General features: G+C 64.6%; 10 protein-coding genes, 3 pseudogenes and 1 riboswitch. Of the genes and pseudogenes, 8 read left to right on the top strand and 5 right to left on the bottom strand.

Annotated elements, in window-relative coordinates; translation table 11 throughout:
* Nucleotides 1-90: 90 nt before the first annotated feature.
* Nucleotides 91-1398, top strand: coding sequence for an NAD(P)/FAD-dependent oxidoreductase (locus AAC979_RS00845; protein WP_371344926.1), 1308 nt, complete (start codon nt 91-93; stop codon nt 1396-1398).
* A gap of 25 nt (nt 1399-1423) precedes the next feature.
* Here AAC979_RS00845 and AAC979_RS00840 read toward each other — a convergent pair whose 3' ends face one another.
* Nucleotides 1424-3418, bottom strand: a complete 1995-nt coding sequence (locus tag AAC979_RS00840) for a BCCT family transporter (RefSeq protein WP_371344925.1) — start codon at nt 3416-3418, stop codon at nt 1424-1426.
* Between the two features lie 254 nt (nt 3419-3672).
* On the opposite strand from AAC979_RS00840, the pseudogene AAC979_RS00835 reads away from it, so the two are divergent.
* Nucleotides 3673-4208 (top strand): annotated as a pseudogene (locus AAC979_RS00835) (IS3 family transposase); the annotation flags it as partial.
* 163 nt (nt 4209-4371) lie between these two features.
* On the opposite strand, the gene AAC979_RS00830 reads toward AAC979_RS00835, so the two are convergent.
* Both AAC979_RS00830 and AAC979_RS00825 read right to left on the bottom strand, forming a co-directional pair.
* Complete coding sequence (locus AAC979_RS00830) at nt 4372-4932, bottom strand: N-acetyltransferase family protein (protein WP_371344923.1); 561 nt, start codon at nt 4930-4932, stop codon at nt 4372-4374.
* Nucleotides 4933-4952: 20 nt separating this feature from the next.
* Entirely contained in the window at nt 4953-7310 is a 2358-nt protein-coding gene (locus AAC979_RS00825; protein ID WP_371344921.1) for an Orn/Lys/Arg decarboxylase N-terminal domain-containing protein, read from the bottom strand.
* A 161-nt stretch (nt 7311-7471) separates the two neighbouring features.
* On the opposite strand from AAC979_RS00825, the gene AAC979_RS00820 reads away from it, so the two are divergent.
* From AAC979_RS00820 to AAC979_RS00805, 4 genes and pseudogenes are all read left to right on the top strand, one after another.
* The gene (locus tag AAC979_RS00820; RefSeq protein ID WP_371344920.1) at nt 7472-7819 is read left to right on the top strand and encodes an ADP-ribosylation/crystallin J1; all 348 of its coding nucleotides are present in this window, start codon (nt 7472-7474) and stop codon (nt 7817-7819) included.
* Between the two features lie 38 nt (nt 7820-7857).
* Entirely contained in the window at nt 7858-8112 is a 255-nt protein-coding gene (locus AAC979_RS00815) for a transposase (protein ID WP_371344918.1), read from the top strand.
* A pseudogene (locus AAC979_RS00810) lies at nt 8030-8221 on the top strand (IS5/IS1182 family transposase); the annotation flags it as partial. The gene AAC979_RS00815 and the pseudogene AAC979_RS00810, both read left to right, overlap by 83 nt.
* Nucleotides 8185-8625, top strand: a pseudogene (locus AAC979_RS00805) (IS5 family transposase); the annotation flags it as partial. The pseudogenes AAC979_RS00810 and AAC979_RS00805, both read left to right, overlap by 37 nt.
* Before the next feature lie 10 nt (nt 8626-8635).
* Here the strand turns inward: AAC979_RS00805 and AAC979_RS00800 are convergent.
* Complete coding sequence (locus tag AAC979_RS00800) at nt 8636-10231, bottom strand: CHAD domain-containing protein (RefSeq protein WP_371344916.1); 1596 nt, start codon at nt 10229-10231, stop codon at nt 8636-8638.
* A 196-nt stretch (nt 10232-10427) separates the two neighbouring features.
* On the opposite strand from AAC979_RS00800, the gene AAC979_RS00795 reads away from it, so the two are divergent.
* The gene (locus AAC979_RS00795) at nt 10428-11246 is read left to right on the top strand and encodes a metallophosphoesterase family protein (protein WP_371344914.1); all 819 of its coding nucleotides are present in this window, start codon (nt 10428-10430) and stop codon (nt 11244-11246) included.
* A 60-nt stretch (nt 11247-11306) separates the two neighbouring features.
* Here the strand turns inward: AAC979_RS00795 and AAC979_RS00790 are convergent.
* Nucleotides 11307-12430, bottom strand: a protein-coding gene (locus AAC979_RS00790; protein ID WP_371344912.1) for an IS3 family transposase whose coding sequence is annotated in 2 segments (ribosomal slippage) — nt 11307-12157 and nt 12157-12430 — 1125 coding nt in all. Because the reading frame shifts where the segments join, the coding sequence is not laid out codon by codon here.
* A gap of 115 nt (nt 12431-12545) precedes the next feature.
* Nucleotides 12546-12747, top strand: a riboswitch (cobalamin riboswitch).
* A 110-nt stretch (nt 12748-12857) separates the two neighbouring features.
* Between AAC979_RS00790 and AAC979_RS00785 the strand changes: the two genes are divergently transcribed.
* Nucleotides 12858-15737, top strand: coding sequence for a ribonucleoside-diphosphate reductase subunit alpha (locus AAC979_RS00785; RefSeq protein WP_371344909.1), 2880 nt, complete (start codon nt 12858-12860; stop codon nt 15735-15737).
* Nucleotides 15738-15753: the final 16 nt, after the last annotated feature.

The raw sequence follows: 15753 nt of genomic DNA, 5'->3' as shown, positions 1-15753 counted from the left end.
CTCCCCCCCGCATGCGGGGCGCCCATCGTCGCCATCGGGGCGGCGGCACGGCCAATCGCCGCCGGCGCCCCTTCAACCAGAGGCAGTGCCATGTCGGCAGCAGACATTTTCGCGGAAGGCTTCAAGACCGAACCCTATTGGTGGGAAGCAGCCGCGCCGGAGACCGACCTCGACCCGCTCCCCCCCCGCGCCGACGTGGTCGTCATCGGCTCGGGCTATGCCGGCCTCAACGCGGCCACCGAGCTTGCCCGCGCCGGGCTCGACGTGGTGGTGGTCGATGGCGGGCGGCTCGGCGAGGGCGGCTCCACGCGCTCCGGCGGCATGGTGTCGAGCGGCCAGAAGCTGGTGGTCGGCGGCGCCATCAAGGGCATCGACCCCGAACTGTTCGACCGTATGATCGGCGACAGTATTTCCTCCTTCGATTACCTGCAGAACCTGATCGAGGGCGAGCGCCTCGACGCCGATCTCGCCATCAAAGGCCGCTTCTTCGGCGCCCATGCGCGCGCACTGGTCGAACCGACCCGGCGCAACGGGCGGATTCTCGCGGAGAAGACGGGCGTGAACGTCCATTTCTACGACCGCGAAAACCAGCGGCAGGTGATCGGCTCGGATTATTATTTCGGCGGCATGGTCGTCGACGAATATGGCGGGCTGCACCCCGGCAAATACCATCGCGCGCTGCGCGAGCGTGCCCGCAAGGCCGGCGTGACGCTGCGCTCCCACGCCAAGGCGGCACCTGTGGTTGACGCCGGCGACGGGATGAAGCGCGTCACCACCGAGCGCGGCACGATTCTCGCCCGCCATGTGGTCAGCGCCACCAATGGCTATACCCGCAAGGACGGCCACCCGGAACTCGCCCGCCGCGTGGTGCCGGTGAAAAGCTACCAGATCGCCACCGAGCCGCTGCCGGCCGACCTCATCGAGACGCTGATCCCCGGGGGGCGGATGATCTCCGACACCCGCCGCGACGTGATCTATTCGCGCCCCTCGCCCGATGGCAGCCGCATCCTGTTCGGCTCGCGTCCCGGCTTCTTCGAGCGCGACGACCGCGACGCCGCCCCCGCGATCTATGAACGGATGACAGACATCTGGCCGGAGCTGAAAGCCTACAAGATCACCCATGCGTGGAGCGGCTTCGTCGGCATGACCGCCGACAAGGTCGCGCATATGGGCCGGCGCGACAATTCCGACTTCGCCGCCGGCTGCAACGGCAATGGCGTCGCGCTGATGTCCTATCTCGGCTACCAGACCGCGCAGAAAATCCTCGGCCGGCAGAACCAGCCGACCGCCTTCGACCGCGACCGCTTCCCCGCCGTGCCGCTCTATTCCGGCACTCCCTGGTTCGTGCCGATCGTCGCCGCCTGGTACCGGCTGCGCGACTGGGCCGAGCGCCGCTGACGCGGAGCGCGCCCCACGCCGCGCGCTAGCCCTCTCCCTCATGTTCGGGAGCGGCGTGCACAAGCTGGGTTTCCGGCGAGTGCACGAGGTTGAGATAGCGCTCGAACTGCACCAGCACATCGGTGATGATCTGGTCCGGGGTCAGGCCCATCACGTCATAGCCGCGTCCGCCGCTGGAAAAATAGGTGCGCGCCTCGTAACGGTATTCCGGCCTGACCGCGCCCGCGGTGAGCACGGTGGGCAGCCGGTGGGCCACGGCGCTGACGCCATAGACGAAATCGCGCACATTCTCGGCCGGGGAGCGCAAGGCGACGGCGCCGTTCTCCTCCTCATGCACCTGCGCCTCGCGGCCGCGCCGGGTCAGTTCCTTCGCCACCTGCTCCAGCGCCGGACGGACCTCCGTGCCGATGAAACGCTCGATCTCATCCTGTGTGGGGGCGTGCAGCATCAGCGCGAGCCGACGCTGCCAGGTGACGCCGGCCGCCGGCGCGACGGGCAGGGAGACGGGCTGGCGCGCCTGCGCCCGGTGCTGGGCGATATCGGCCCGCATGCCCACAAACAGCGCCCAGACCAGCGCCAGCATGACAAAGGTGAAGGGCAGCGCGCTGGCAATGGTGGCCGATTGCAGCGCGCCCAGCCCGCCCGTCAGGAGCAGCCCCGCGGCGACCGCGCCTTCGAGCGCGCACCAGAATACGCGCTGGCCGGTGGTGGTCTGCGTCTCGCCGCCCGCCGCGATGGAATCCACCACAAGCGAGCCGGAATCCGAGGAGGTGACGAAGAACACGGCGATCAGAAGCACCGCCAGCGTCGAGGTAACGGCCGGGAACGGCAGATATTCGAAGAACTGGAACAACCCGACCGAGACATCCGCCGCCACGTCCCGCCCGAGGGCGCCGGCGGCCACGCCGGCATCAATGAAGATGGCGGTGTTGCCGAAGACGGTCATCCAGAAAAAGGTGAAGCCCGCCGGGATGAACAGCACCGCGACGACGAATTCGCGCACCGTGCGCCCGCGCGAGATGCGGGCGATGAACATGCCGACGAAAGGCGACCAGGAAATCCACCAGGCCCAGTAGAACAGGGTCCAGCCGTCGATCCAAGGTGTGGGCTCATAGGCATAGATGTTGAAGGTGCGCAGCACCAGCGTGTCGAGATAGAGCCCGATATTCTGCACGAAGTCGCGGAACAGCAGCTCCGTCGGCCCCATCACCAGCACGAAGAGCATGAGCAGGATGGCGACGCCGAGATTGAGCTCGGAGAGGATACGCACGCCCTTGTCGAGGCCAGTGACGACGGACACCGTGGCGAGGCCGGTGATCAGCGCGATCAGCGGCAACTGCACCTGCGGGCCGACCGCCAGCCCGGTGAGATAGTTCAGCCCGGCATTGATCTGGCTGACCCCGAGGCCGAGCGAGGTGGCGATGCCGAACATCGTGCCGACAATGGCGAAGATGTCGACGGCGTGGCCGACCGGCCCGTTGATACGCTCCTTGAGCAGCGGGTAGAGCCCGGAACGGATGGTCAGCGGCAGGTTGTAGCGGTAGCCGAAATAGGCAAGCGACAGGCCCACCACCGCGTAGATCGCCCAGGCATGGATGCCCCAGTGGAAGAAGGTCACCGACATCGCCTCGCGCATCGCCGCTATGGAACGCGGCTCGGCGGTGGGGGGCTGCATGAAATGGGTGATGGGTTCGCCGACGGCATAGAACATGAGGCCGATGCCCATGCCCGCCGCGAACAGCATGGCGATCCAGGACGAGAAGCGGAAATCGGGCGTCGAATCGTCCGGACCCAGCCTGAGCCGGCCGAAGTCACCGAGGCAGAGCAGCAGCACGCTGGCGAGGAAGATGCCGACCGCAAGCAGGTAGAGCCATCCGAACCCGGCGAGAATCTTGGCCTGCAGCGTGCCAAAAACGGTGCCGGCCTGCTCTGGCACCAGAATACCGACTGCCAGAAACAGACAGATGATGATCACGGAGCCGAAAAAGACCGGCGGATTAATGATAAACGGTTTGAACATCTCTTGCTCCTTTCGCGTCAGAACGTGACGGAGCCGCCAAGGCGAACCCAAGAAGCCTCATTCATAACCGGATGAACCTGCCGCGCCTATCCTGCAACGCACTGAGCAGGCGATTTTTCGCCTCCATTGCGCCGATGGCGACTTATTTCGTAGCGGACTTACGAAATGACATGATTATTTATTACAACTATGTTCGATCTATATTTATGATCCTTCTTGAGACGGATCATCTACATCATTAGCCGGATGTCGACGACCCATTCAGGCGCGTGAACATGACCGAACGGGACGCGGCCTTGCGACCCGAGATCGAGCGCGTGTTCGCCGCGAACTTCGAGGTCTATGGAGCGCGCAAGGTCTGGTGACAGATGATGCGCGAGGGGTTTGACGTTGCCCGTTGCACCGTCGAGCGGCTGGACGGCCCGCTCATCGCGGCGGCCTGGTACACCGTCGCGACCGCGGTTCGCAATATGTGAGCATTCGCTACACCGAACGGCTGGCTGAGGCCGGCATCGAGCCCTCGGTCGGCAGCGTCGGTGACAGCTATGACAACGCACTCGCCGGGACGATCAACGGCCTCTACAAGGCCGAGGTCATCCATCGACGGGGGCCTTGGCGATCCTTCGAGGCCGTCGAGTTCGCCACGCTGACCTGGGTTGACTGGTTCAACCATCGCCGGCTGCTGGAGCCTATCGGCAACATCCCGCCGGCCGAAGCCGAGGAGCGCTACTACGTCATGCTCGGTGAGCAGCAAATGGCGGCGCGACTTGAACCAAATGGCCTCCGGTGAAACCGGGGCGGTTCAGGTCGCTGAGCAGATTGGCTTGACGATAACCCGATTGGGCCGTCGTCTGACGGTCCACCCCGCGCAAATGGGGTCGGAGGATGTCCGAGGGGTGAGCGCCACAAACCCGCGAGCGCCGCGAGCGGCGCCGGGGACATCGGCCTATTCCTCAATAGGTGGAGAGGGGCAGGGGCGTAGGCGGAGCGGTGGCGCCGGGCCCCAGAGAGCGCTGCACCATGACGCTGTCGGCCCAGCGGCCATAACGGTAGGCGACTGCGGGGAGAAACCCCACCCGGACAAAGCCGAACCGCTCATGGATGGCGAGCGAGGCGGTGTTGTCGCCGTCGATATAGCCGATCATCTGTCGGAAGCCGGCGGCCGCGCAGGCATCGATCAGGCTGCGCATGAGCCGGCTGCCGATGCCGTAGCCAATGTGCCGGTGGTGGACGTAGATGGAATGTTTGACGGTGTAGCGATAGGCCGGGCGCTTGCGGAACAGCACGACATAGGCATAGCCCACCACCTCGCCGTCCCGGACCGCGACGATGTGGGGAAAGCGGCGGTTCTTCAGGTTCTTGCGCCGCTCCCGCAGGTCGTCGGGCTGCGGCGTGTCATTGTCGTCCACCCCCTCCTCGACGCCACGGCGGATGTGATGGCGGTAGATTGCCAGCATGGCATCCACGTCGGAATCCCGCGTCGGGCGGACGATGACTGCGTTCTCCTGCTCCATGAACGAACCCGGACTCCCGCTTATTCCGCAATCACATAGGTATAGAGCCGGATACGACCGGCGCCATCGGTCTCGCGATAGACACCCTGGATCTCGACATCAAAGCCCGGAAACGTATTGAAGCAGGCCTCGAACATCCTGAGATAGTCGATCATCGGCTGGGCGCGCTCCGTGAGCCTCTCGCCGGGGACGATCGTGGCGATGCCCGGCGGGTAGACCACGAAGGGCGTGGTGGCGATACGCCCGGAAATGGCGTCGATGGGCAGGTAGTCCACATCGTTGCGCACGAGGCAGCGCGCCGCATCGTGGGGAGACAGCGCGATATCGGGCAGGTGCTCGGCCTTGAACTGCATGGCCTGCAACGCGCTGACATTGGCGCTGCGGAAGAAGCGGTGCATCTCCCCGCACAGGTCGCGCAGGCGCACGCCGTCATAACGCCCGGGCCGGCGCCGGTAGAATTCGGGGATCGCGTCTTCCAGCAGCGCGTTGTCATCATGCAGCTTCTTGAAGGCGACCAGACCGCTGATCAGCGTGCCGGCCTTGCTCGATTCAACGCCCGGGGTGAGCAGGAACAGCAGCGAATTGAGGTCGTTCTTCTCCGCGACGATGCGGTTCTCGCGCAGATATTGCGCGACCACGGGGGCCGGGATTCCGTGCTCCGCATAGGCGCCGGTGGAACGGTCGAAGCCGGGCGTCAGCAGCGTCAGCTTGTTGGGATCGGTCATGGCGAAGCCCGCCGCCATGCCGGCATAGCCGTGCCAGGCGGCCCCCGGCGTGAGGTGCCAGAAGGCCGGGTTGGTGGCGAGCTGGTCGGTGGAGACGCTCTCCCACGGCACGTCATGCACGGCGCCGGGGCTGGCGGCATCGGGAATCGCCACCCGGTCCGGTACGAAGGGCTCGAAGAACCAGCGGCGCTCGGGGCGCTGTTCCTTCTCCTCGAACTCCCGGCGCACCGCGCGGATCTTCTTGCGCAGCTCGATGCCGAGGCGGATCGTGTCGTCCCACAGCACTTCGCCGGAGCGTCCCTTCATCATCTGCGCGCCAACATCGAGCGAGGCGAACAGCGGGTAGAAGGGCGAGGTGGAGGCGTGCTGCATGAAGCTCTCATTGAAGCGCCGATGCTCCACGCGCCGCTTCTGCCCCTTGATATGCCGGTCCTTCATGTGGATCTGCGAGGCTTGGCTGAAGCTCGCGAGCTGCTTGTGGGTCGACTGGGTGGCGATGATGCCCGGCGCGTCCGGTCCCAGATCCTTCAGCCCCATGGCGAAGCGCCCGGCATAAAGCGGGTGGAACTTCATGAAGCCTGCCCAGGCCTCGTCGAACATGATGTAGTCGCACAGATGCCCGATCTTCCCGAGGATCATCTCGGCATTGTGGATCGTGCCGTCATAGGTGCATTGCTCGACGACGGCGACGCGGAACGGCCGCGGCTTCTGCCAGGCCTCGGGGTCGGTGACCAGCGGATGGGTGCGGATGCGCTCGCGCAGCGCCTCCTCGTCCAGCGCCGCGACATCCATGGGGCCGATCAATCCCCAGGCATTGCGCACGGTCGGCACATAGACCGGAATGCCGCCGGAGATCATCAGCGCGCCATGATGGGCGGCCTTGTGGTTGTTGCGGTCGAACAGCACGAGGTCGCCATCGGTCACGAGGGCGGAGAGCGCGACCTTGTTCGAGGTCGAGGTGCCGTTGAGCACGAAATAGGTCTTCTCGGCCCCGAAGATCTTGGCCGCTTCCTTCTGCGCCGCGAGGGCCGGCCCCTCATGGGTCAGAAGATCGCCGAGATCGAGTACGGAGTTGTCGAGGTCGTCGCGAAACACCGCCTCGCCCAGGTGCTCCATGAACACCCGGCCGATCGGGCTGCGCGAGTAGAACACGCCGCCATTATGCCCGGGGCAGGTCCAGAGCTGGTTGCCCTCCTCGGCATAATCCACCAGCGCGCCGAAGAAGGGCGTCTTCAGCGTCTCGGCATATTGCTTGAGCCGGCTGATGAGGTTCTTGGCGATGAAGGCGGGGGTTTCCTCGGAGAGGAAGACATAGCCGTCGATGAAATCCAGCACCTCGACCGGCACGTCTTCGAAGCGCTTGCGGCGGATCAGCAGGATGATCGGGAAGTCCAGGCCGCGCCGGCGCATCAGGTTGATAAGGGCGGCGGTCTTACCCTCCATACCCTTCTTGCCCCAATCCACCATCATGCAGCCGATGGCGGCGTCGGTTTGCACCGCAATCTCCGCGTCCTCGATGGTGCGGGCGCGCACCACCTCGAAGCCGGAGCTCTCGATCTCCGCGACGATCTGGTGATAGCGGGCGCCTTCCAGATCGTCCGCATCGAAGGCGGGGGTCGCGAAAAGGAAGTTGAAGCGTTTGAAATAGTCCATCCGGGCATCCCCTCCTGTTCGGCGTTGACGCGACGTTTCGACGTGCCTCATGACGACAGCACGACAACGCGGTGACAAGCCGAGACGGAGGGAGCTAGGCCGTGAACTCATAAGTGCGGTGGACGGTGGAAAGGTGACACTCGACCGGCTAACGTCGCACCATGAAGCATGACACGATCACACTGTGGCGGCCGGTTGGCCCAGCCGAACTCGCGCTTATCCGCGAAAGCGATATGCGCTCGTTCCCACCGCGACTGCCGGATCAGCCGATCTTCTATCCCGTGCTGTCAGAAGACTATGCAATCAGGATCGCTCGCGATTGGAATGTGCCTCAAAGCGGTGCAGGGTTCGTCACGCGCTTTGAGGTGCGCCGTGACTTCTTGAAGCAATACGACGCGCAGGAAGCAGGTGGTCGCGCGCTACGAGAATACTGGATACCCGCGGAAGAGCTGGAAATGTTTAACGCCGCTATCGTCGGGCCTATCGAGGTGGTGAGAGAGTTCCGCTGAGGCTTTCATATTGCGGCGAAGTCTGATTCAGACTTCGCATGATCCGATATGATTTGACCGACTTCGAATGGCGCGCGATCGAGCCGCTGTTGCCCAACAAGCCGAAAGGAGTGCCGCGTGTCGATGATCGACGTGTGCTCAACGGCATCTTCTGGGGCGCTCCGATCGGGAGCGCCGTGGCGAGACCTCCCCGAGCGATACGGCCCACGAACCACCTGCTACAATCGCTTCGTCCGATGGCGGAAAGCGGGTGTGTGGGACCGCCTCATGGACGCTGTCACCAAAGCCCATGACGGCAAGGTGCAGATGATCGACACCTCCATCGTTCGCGTCCATCAGCAGGGTGCGACGGCAAAAAGGGGGATCGAGATCATTGTCTCGGTCGTTCCCGAGGCGGGCTGACAACCAAAATCCACGCTCTTGTTGATGCCCAAGGCAGGCCGATCAAACTGACGCTCACTGCTGGGCAGAAGAGCGACATCGCCTCAGCTCCGGACATGATCGCCGACCTACCGGAAGGCGCCATGCTGCTGGCCGACAAGGGCTATGACGCCAACGCGCTGCGCGTTGCCGTCAGCGGACGCAAGGCATGGGCCAACATCCCACCCAAAGCCAACCGCACTGAGCCGATCTGCTTCAGCCCGTTCCTCTACAAAGCGCGGAACTTGGTCGAGCGCTTCTTCAATAAGGCCAAGCAGTTCCGTCGCATTGCGACACGATACGACAAGCTGGCCGAGAACTACCTCGCCGCCTTCAAACTCGTCGCAATTCGCATCTGGCTACGCGTTAATGAGTCTAGGTCCTAGGGTAGCCCGCCTAGCCGAGCCAGAACGGCTCGGCGTCGATGAATTTGCGCCAGCTGCGCCGAAGGGACTCGGCGGTCTCGATGCGGTCGCGCCCCTGCCAGCCGGTGATCGCGCCGATGGCCTTGTGGACCTGCGGCAGCGACGTGCCCTCCTCCACCTCGCGCAGCAGCGCCTGGGTGGTGGTGATGTCGTTGTCGATGCCGAGAATGTCCTGCAGCCGCGACATCCGCTTCAGATATTTCCGGGCGGCGCCCTCACAGTCGTAAAGCGGCAGCAGAAACTCCGCCGTGTAGCGCAGCTTTTTCAGCGTCAGGCGCAGCTCATGCCGTGCCGTCGGCCGCAACTTACGGAAATTGTGGCCCTGTTTCAGCGCCTTGCGGTGCAGGCGCGCCAGCCCGCGCCCGGCGAACTCGCGCGCCGGCTGGGTGAGCACGGCGAGAGCATCAATGCCGATATCGTTGCGCCAGCTTCGGCGCTCGATCACCCGGCCGAGCGACAGCAGGAAGCGCGTGCATGCGAGATCGATCAGATCGACGCGGACGGCCTGATAGCTGCGCTCCCGCGGCGCGGCGGTGGCGGATTTCAGCCCGGTGAAGTCGATGCCGGGCAGATTGGCGCGCTCGATCTCGGCGATGGTCGAGGTGGCGAACACGTCCCAGTTGCGGGCCGGCCCGAGCGCGCTGGCCAGCCTCTTGGCGTCGAGCCCGAGAGCCTCGAGCGCCGAGGCGGGGACTTCCCTCTTGAACAGCGATATGGCAGTGCGCAGACGCCGCAGCGCGACCCGCAGCTGATGGACGCCCTCGGGGTCCTGGCCATGATGCGCTGCCATCAGATTCGCCATCACATGGGACTGGCAGGCGTTCAAAACCTTGGCGATCACATCGTCGGTGGTATCGGCGGGGCCGATGCCGGTCGCGAACGCCTTTTCAGCGGTGGGCGAGGTGCCGAAGGCAAGGGCATAGCCACGCTCGGCCTTGCTTTGCAGCCCGATGCGGACGGGCCCCTGCTCAAGCAGCAACAAGCCAAGTTCATAGAGCGCGGCCGCCCCGCCGGCCTTCAGCTCCAGCTCTATCTCGCAGACAGCTTCCACCGTGTCGCCCGCGCTCAGCGTTCCCTCATCGAACGCGACCTCGATGGCGGCGCCGCCGAACTCCACGATTTGGGTATGGCGGCGGATCTTGGTGGTGAACACCGGCGCGAGCTCCGCCTCCGGCAGCGTCGCAAAGGGTGCGCCCAGCTCGGCCAAGGGCAGCGCATCGAGCTGAAGGGCGCTGTCCGGCACCCGCGCTTCCATCTCGCGGCGCTGCAGCGGGCTCTGCTGGGACGCCAGCTTCAGCGTCTGGACGAACTGCTTGCCGCTGCGCCGGATGCGCAGCGAGGCGCCCTGCCGGGCGATCGCGGCATCGGACGTATCGTAATAAGTGGCCTCCAGGCGCCGGACGATGCCCTTCGATGCGGCGTTGCGGGTAATCACGGCAGCGGCGAGGAGGCGCTGCAGGGTGGCCGGATCCGTCAACAGCTTGAGTTCCACCTCGCGGCCGGCACCCGCCGGCTCCGGCGCGTCAACGTGCACCGGAAGCTGAATCTCTGGCATTTGCTCGGACATGTCGTTTCTCTGCTCGCCCCGGTATGAGCCCGTTTGCCGCCACGAAGAGGCCACCTCCCGTCAGCTTGGAACGCCACCGATAGCGGCTCGAACTGTCACATAAAAGTAGCATTCGCTGTCCGAGGCCTCGGGGCGACGCCCTCGCGGGTGACGAATCTCCGGGGGAAGCGCCGCCTCGGTCCACGGTCGGGATATTGTGTTCCACGGTGCGTTCGATCATTCTGACGGCCCGGTTTGGAGTCGCCACAGAATTTTTGGACTTTGGAAATCACCCCTCGTCACCCTTTCCGAGGCGCGCGGCCCTGAGGGAATCCGGATTTACGCCATTGGCGACATCCACGGGTGCCGGTCCCTTCTTGACAAGCTTCTGCAGAAGATCGAGGAGGATATCGCACGGTCGAAGGCGGGCGACTGGCGGATCATTTTCCTCGGCGACTATGTGGATCGCGGCCCGGACTCCAAGGGCGTCATCGACCGTCTGATCGCGCTTCAGGCGGCTGATCCCCGCTATGTCCTGCTGGCGGGAAACCACGACGTGGAATTCCTAGCCTTTCTCGATCAACCCCGCAGTGATGGCGTGTTCGTCAATAGTGGCGGCAACGCCACGGCGCGCTCCTATGGCGTGAAGCTCAATCGCTCGAAACTGAAGACGCAGGCCGATCTCGAGCAGGTGCATCGCAAGCTGCTGGCGGCGGTCCCCGCCGCGCATGTGCATTTCCTCAAAAATCTGCAATATGCGGTGTCGTTTGGGGACTATTTCTTCTGTCACGCCGGCGTCCGCCCCGGAGTATCGCTGGAGCGCCAGTCTCCCGATGATCTCATGTGGATGCGCGCGCCCTTCCTCGATTCGCTGATGCCGCTGGAAAAAGTGGTGGTCCACGGACACACGATCAGCGCCAAGCCGGAGGAGCGGATCAACCGTATCGGCATTGATACCGGCGCCTCTCGCACCGGCCGACTCACCGGGCTCGTCATCGATGGCGACCATAGGGCTTTTCTGTCGACCAAGCCGTAGACCCGGACGTGATCCGAGACCATTTTCTGGACCGCCGGAAGCTGGAGTTTCCGGCCTTCTTCACGGCGGTGGGCTGGGTGCGCCGCCGGGGTTCTGCAGCGAGATCGGGGGTTTGTGGCCGATGGCCCCGTGCGGCCGATCCTCGTTGTAATATCTGAGCCAAGCCTCCATCTTTTCGGCCGCGTCTGCAAGCGTCAGGAACCAGTGCGTGTTCAGGCACTCGCTGCGGAAGCGGCCGTTGAATGCCTCGATGAAGGCATTGTCGGTGGGCTTGCCGGGCCGGGAGAAATCCAGCGTGACCCCCTTCGCATAGGCCCACAGATCGAGGTCACGGGAGATGAACTCCGAGCCCTGGTCGACCCGGATCGTCCGTGGATAGCCCACCTTGGCGCAGACCTTTTCCAGGGTCGCGACCACGTGCTCGGCCCGATAGCTGAAACGCGGATCGACCACCGGTGAGAAGCGCGAGAAGGTGTCGACGACCGTCAGCACGCGGATCTTGCGGCCGGTGGCAAGCTGGTCGTGGACAAAGTCCATCGCCCAGACATCGTTCGGCCGGGTGGCAGGCGCCCGATCCTCCCGCAACTTTGCCTTCACCCGACGCTTAGGCGTCTTGTTCCGCAACTGAAAGCCCAAGTCTTTGTAAAGACGATAGATCCGCTTCGGATTGACCACCCGGCCCTCCCGCCGCAGGAGCACATGCACCCGGCGATAGCCATAACGCACGCGCGTCTCGCAGATCTCCTTGATCCGCTGGCTCAGTTCAGCCTGCGTGCCCCGCTTCGACTTGTAGGCATAGAGCGCACGATCAACCGCCAGCGTGGCACAGGCACGCCTGGCCGACACCTTCCAGTCTTCCCGCAGCCTGTCCACAAGCGCGCGCTTGCACGCAGGCCTCAGAGCTTTTTTGACAGCACGTCCTGCAACATGGCCTTGTCGAGCGACAGGTCGGCGACGATCCGCTTCAGCTTGGCGTTCTCGTCCTCAAGCTGGCGCAGACGCCGCATCTCCGAAGGCATCAGCCCCGCATATTTCTTGCGCCAGTTGTAGAACGTCGCGTCCGATATCCCGGCCTTCCGGCACACCTCAGCCACAGGTGTCCCGTCCTCCGCCTGCTTCAGCACGAACGCGATCTGCGGTTCGGCACTGGCGATCGAATGGTTGCCGGTGCTGCTGACCCACATAGATTTCTAGGAGAGCCGCCTAAGGTGGCACGACGACCTATTGGCTTCCGCCCGCCGACCTCGCATTCCCTTGGATCGCATTGCCCACATCTTGACATGGTCCTTGCCGGTAGCCACAACATATGGATGCCGTGGTCTTTCGAATCGCAAGATTCGAGAGCTAAGAGGGAAGCCGGTCCAAAGCCGGCGCTGCCCCCGCAACTGTAAGCGGCGAGCCTGTCGTCCATTCCGCGTCACTGGGGCATATGCCTCGGGAAGGCCGGGCGAGAGGCGGTGACCCGCGAGCCAGGAGACCTGCCGTGGCAACATAATCGTCCCTGGGCGGGGTGTCCCGGTGGTGCGTTCGCGCGTCCGCCGGTGCCCCATGCCGTCGGTGGCGCCGATGCGTCGCTCGGCCTTTGCCCCCAATGCTGATTGGGGTTAGCCGATGTCTCTCCTTCACGATGCCGAACCTCTCGCGGCGCAACTCGCTGGGCCGCCCGTGTCTTCCTCCGCTGCCGGCGCGCGCGAGGCCAGCACGCCGGGTTACCAGCTCATCCGCCGCAATGGCGCGGTAACGCCCTTCAACGCCTCCAAGATCGCCGTAGCGCTGACCAAGGCCTTCCTCGCCGTCGAGGGCTCCTCCGCCGCCGCCTCGCGCCGCGTGCATGACATCGTGGCCGATCTGACCGAGCAGATCGTCGCCGGTCTCACCCGCCGCGCCGATGCCGGCCGCACCTTCCACATCGAAGACGTGCAGGACCAGGTGGAACTCGCCCTCATGCGCGGCGAACACCACAAGGTCGCCCGCGCCTATGTGCTGTACCGCGCGGATCGCGCCCGTGAGCGGGCGGCCGCCAAGCCGATAGCGGCGACCGCCTCCGCCCTGCGGATGAAGGGTTCCGACGGCACGCTTGTGCCGCTCGACGAGGCGCGGCTCGCCGCCGTGATCGGCGAGGCCACGGCCGGCCTCGCCGATGTCTCAGGCGATGCCATCCTCGCCGAGACCCGGCGCAATCTCTATGACGGCCTCAGCGTCGACGAACTGGCGCTGGCGCCCATCCTCGCCGCCCGCACGCTGATCGAGCGCGAGCCGAACTACGCCAAAGTCTCGGCGCGGCTGTTGCTGGACAAGATGCGCCGCGAGGCGCTGAGCTTTCTCGCCGGCCGTCCCGATCAGGCGACGCAGGCGGAGATGGCGCGGCGCTACCCCGACTATTTCCGCGCCTATCTCCAGCGTGGCATCGAGGAAGAGCTGATCGACCCGGAGCTGGGCCGCTTCGATCTCGCCCGTATCGTCGGCGCGCTGCTGCCCGAGCGCGACCTGCAATTCGACTATCTCGGCCTGCAGACGCTCTATGACCGCTATTTCCTGCACGCGCGCGGCACCCGCTTCGAGCTACCGCAGGCGTTCTTCATGCGGGTGGCCATGGGTCTCGCCTTGCGCGAGGTCGACCGCGAGGGGCAGGCGATCGAGTTCTACCGGCTGCTTTCGTCCTTCGACTTCATGGCCTCGACGCCGACCCTGTTCAATGCCGGCACGCTGCGCCCGCAACTCTCCTCCTGCTTCCTCACCACGGTGGCGGACGATCTCGACGGCATCTTCAAGGCGATCAGGGACAACGCGCTGCTCGCCAAATATTCCGGTGGCCTCGGCAATGACTGGACGCCCGTGCGGGGGCTGGGCGCCCATATCAAGGGCACCAATGGCGAGAGCCAGGGCGTGGTGCCGTTTCTGAAAGTCGCCAACGACACCGCCATCGCTGTCAATCAGGGCGGCAAGCGCAAGGGCGCTGTCTGCGCCTATCTCGAGACCTGGCACATCGACATCGAGGAATTCCTCGACCTGCGCAAGAACACCGGCGACGACCGCCGGCGCACCCATGACATGAACACCGCCAACTGGGTGCCGGACTTGTTTCTGCAGCGCATCGAGGCCGACGGCCCGTGGACGCTGTTCTCTCCCGACGAGACACCCGACCTGCATGACCTATATGGGCCGGCCTTCAAGACGACGTATGAGGCCTATGAGGCGAAGGCCGCGCGTGGGGAGATGAAGGTCTCGAAACAGGTACGCGCGCTCGACCTGTGGCGGCGCATGCTGACGATGCTGTTCGAGACCGGCCATCCCTGGGTGACGTTCAAGGACCCGTGCAATCTGCGTTCGCCGCAGCAGCATATCGGCGTGGTGCACTCCTCGAATCTGTGCACCGAGATCACGCTCAACACACGCGCCGACGAGGTGGCGGTGTGCAATCTCGGCTCGGTGAATCTGCTTGCCCATGTCACGCCGGACGGGCTCGACCGGGCGCGGCTGGCGCGCACCGTCACGACGGCGATGCGCATGCTCGACAATGTCATCGACATCAATTTCTACACCATCCCGGAGGCGCGCCGCTCCAATCTGCGCCACCGGCCCGTCGGCCTCGGCATTATGGGCTTTCAGGACGCGCTACAGGCGCTGCGCATTCCCTATGGCTCAGAGGCGGCGGTGCGCTTCGCCGATGAAAGCATGGAAGCGGTAAGCTTCCACGCCATTTCCGCCTCGGTGGAACTGGCCGCCGAGCGTGGGCGCTACCCCTCCTTCGAGGGCTCACTGTGGTCGAAGGGCATCCTGCCCATCCACAGCCTCGAATTGCTGGCACAGGCGCGTGGCGGGCTCGATCTCGACCGCTCGTCCACGCTCGATTGGGAAGGACTTCGCGCGCGAGTGGTGGCGACCGGCATGCGCAACTCCAACACCATGGCCATCGCGCCGACCGCGACCATCTCCAATATCTGCGGCGTGTCGCAGTCGATCGAGCCGGCCTATCAGAACCTGTTCGTCAAATCGAACATGTCCGGCGATTTCACCGTGGTGAACGCCTTCCTCGTCCGCGAGCTGAAAGAACGCGGCCTGTGGGACGAGGTGATGGTGTCCGACCTCAAATATTACGACGGCAGCGTCGGCCAGATCGACCGCATCCCGGACGATCTCAAGGCGCTGTACGCCACCGCCTTCGAGATCGACGCGGTCTGGCTTATCGAGGCGGCGGCCCGCCGGCAGAAATGGATCGACCAGGCGCAGTCGCTGAACCTTTATGTCGCCAACCCTTCCGGTCGCAAGCTTGACGAAACCTATCGCCTCGCCTGGAAGCGGGGATTGAAGACCACCTACTATCTGCGCTCGCGCTCGGCCACTCATGTCGAGAAATCGACGCTCAAGGGCACCGACGGCAAGCTCAATGCGGTCTCAACCGTGGTCGCGGCGGCGCCCGTTATCGTGCCGGAAATGGTCCTCGGCCAAGCCTGCTCGATCAACGATCCCGACTGCGAAGCCTGCCAGTGAGCAGCGTTAAAGGAGA

This window comes from Ancylobacter sp. IITR112, from assembly GCF_041415945.1.
Taxonomy (GTDB): Bacteria; Pseudomonadota; Alphaproteobacteria; order Rhizobiales; family Xanthobacteraceae; genus Ancylobacter.
Note: the sequence above shows the minus strand (reverse complement) of the source record. Positions and strands in the feature narration are given on the sequence as shown.

What these genes read in the sequence shown, in the direction of transcription:
- AAC979_RS00845 (WP_371344926.1), top strand. Translation starts at nt 91, where the DNA reads ATGTCGGCAGCAGACATTTTCGCGGAAGGCTTCAAGACCGAACCCTAT.
- AAC979_RS00840 (WP_371344925.1), bottom strand. Translation starts at nt 3,418, where the DNA reads ATGTTCAAACCGTTTATCATTAATCCGCCGGTCTTTTTCGGCTCCGTG.
- AAC979_RS00830 (WP_371344923.1), bottom strand. Translation starts at nt 4,932, where the DNA reads ATGGAGCAGGAGAACGCAGTCATCGTCCGCCCGACGCGGGATTCCGAC.
- AAC979_RS00825 (WP_371344921.1), bottom strand. Translation starts at nt 7,310, where the DNA reads ATGGACTATTTCAAACGCTTCAACTTCCTTTTCGCGACCCCCGCCTTC.
- AAC979_RS00820 (WP_371344920.1), top strand. Translation starts at nt 7,472, where the DNA reads ATGAAGCATGACACGATCACACTGTGGCGGCCGGTTGGCCCAGCCGAA.
- AAC979_RS00815 (WP_371344918.1), top strand. Translation starts at nt 7,858, where the DNA reads ATGATCCGATATGATTTGACCGACTTCGAATGGCGCGCGATCGAGCCG.
- AAC979_RS00800 (WP_371344916.1), bottom strand. Translation starts at nt 10,231, where the DNA reads ATGTCCGAGCAAATGCCAGAGATTCAGCTTCCGGTGCACGTTGACGCG.
- AAC979_RS00785 (WP_371344909.1), top strand. Translation starts at nt 12,858, where the DNA reads ATGTCTCTCCTTCACGATGCCGAACCTCTCGCGGCGCAACTCGCTGGG.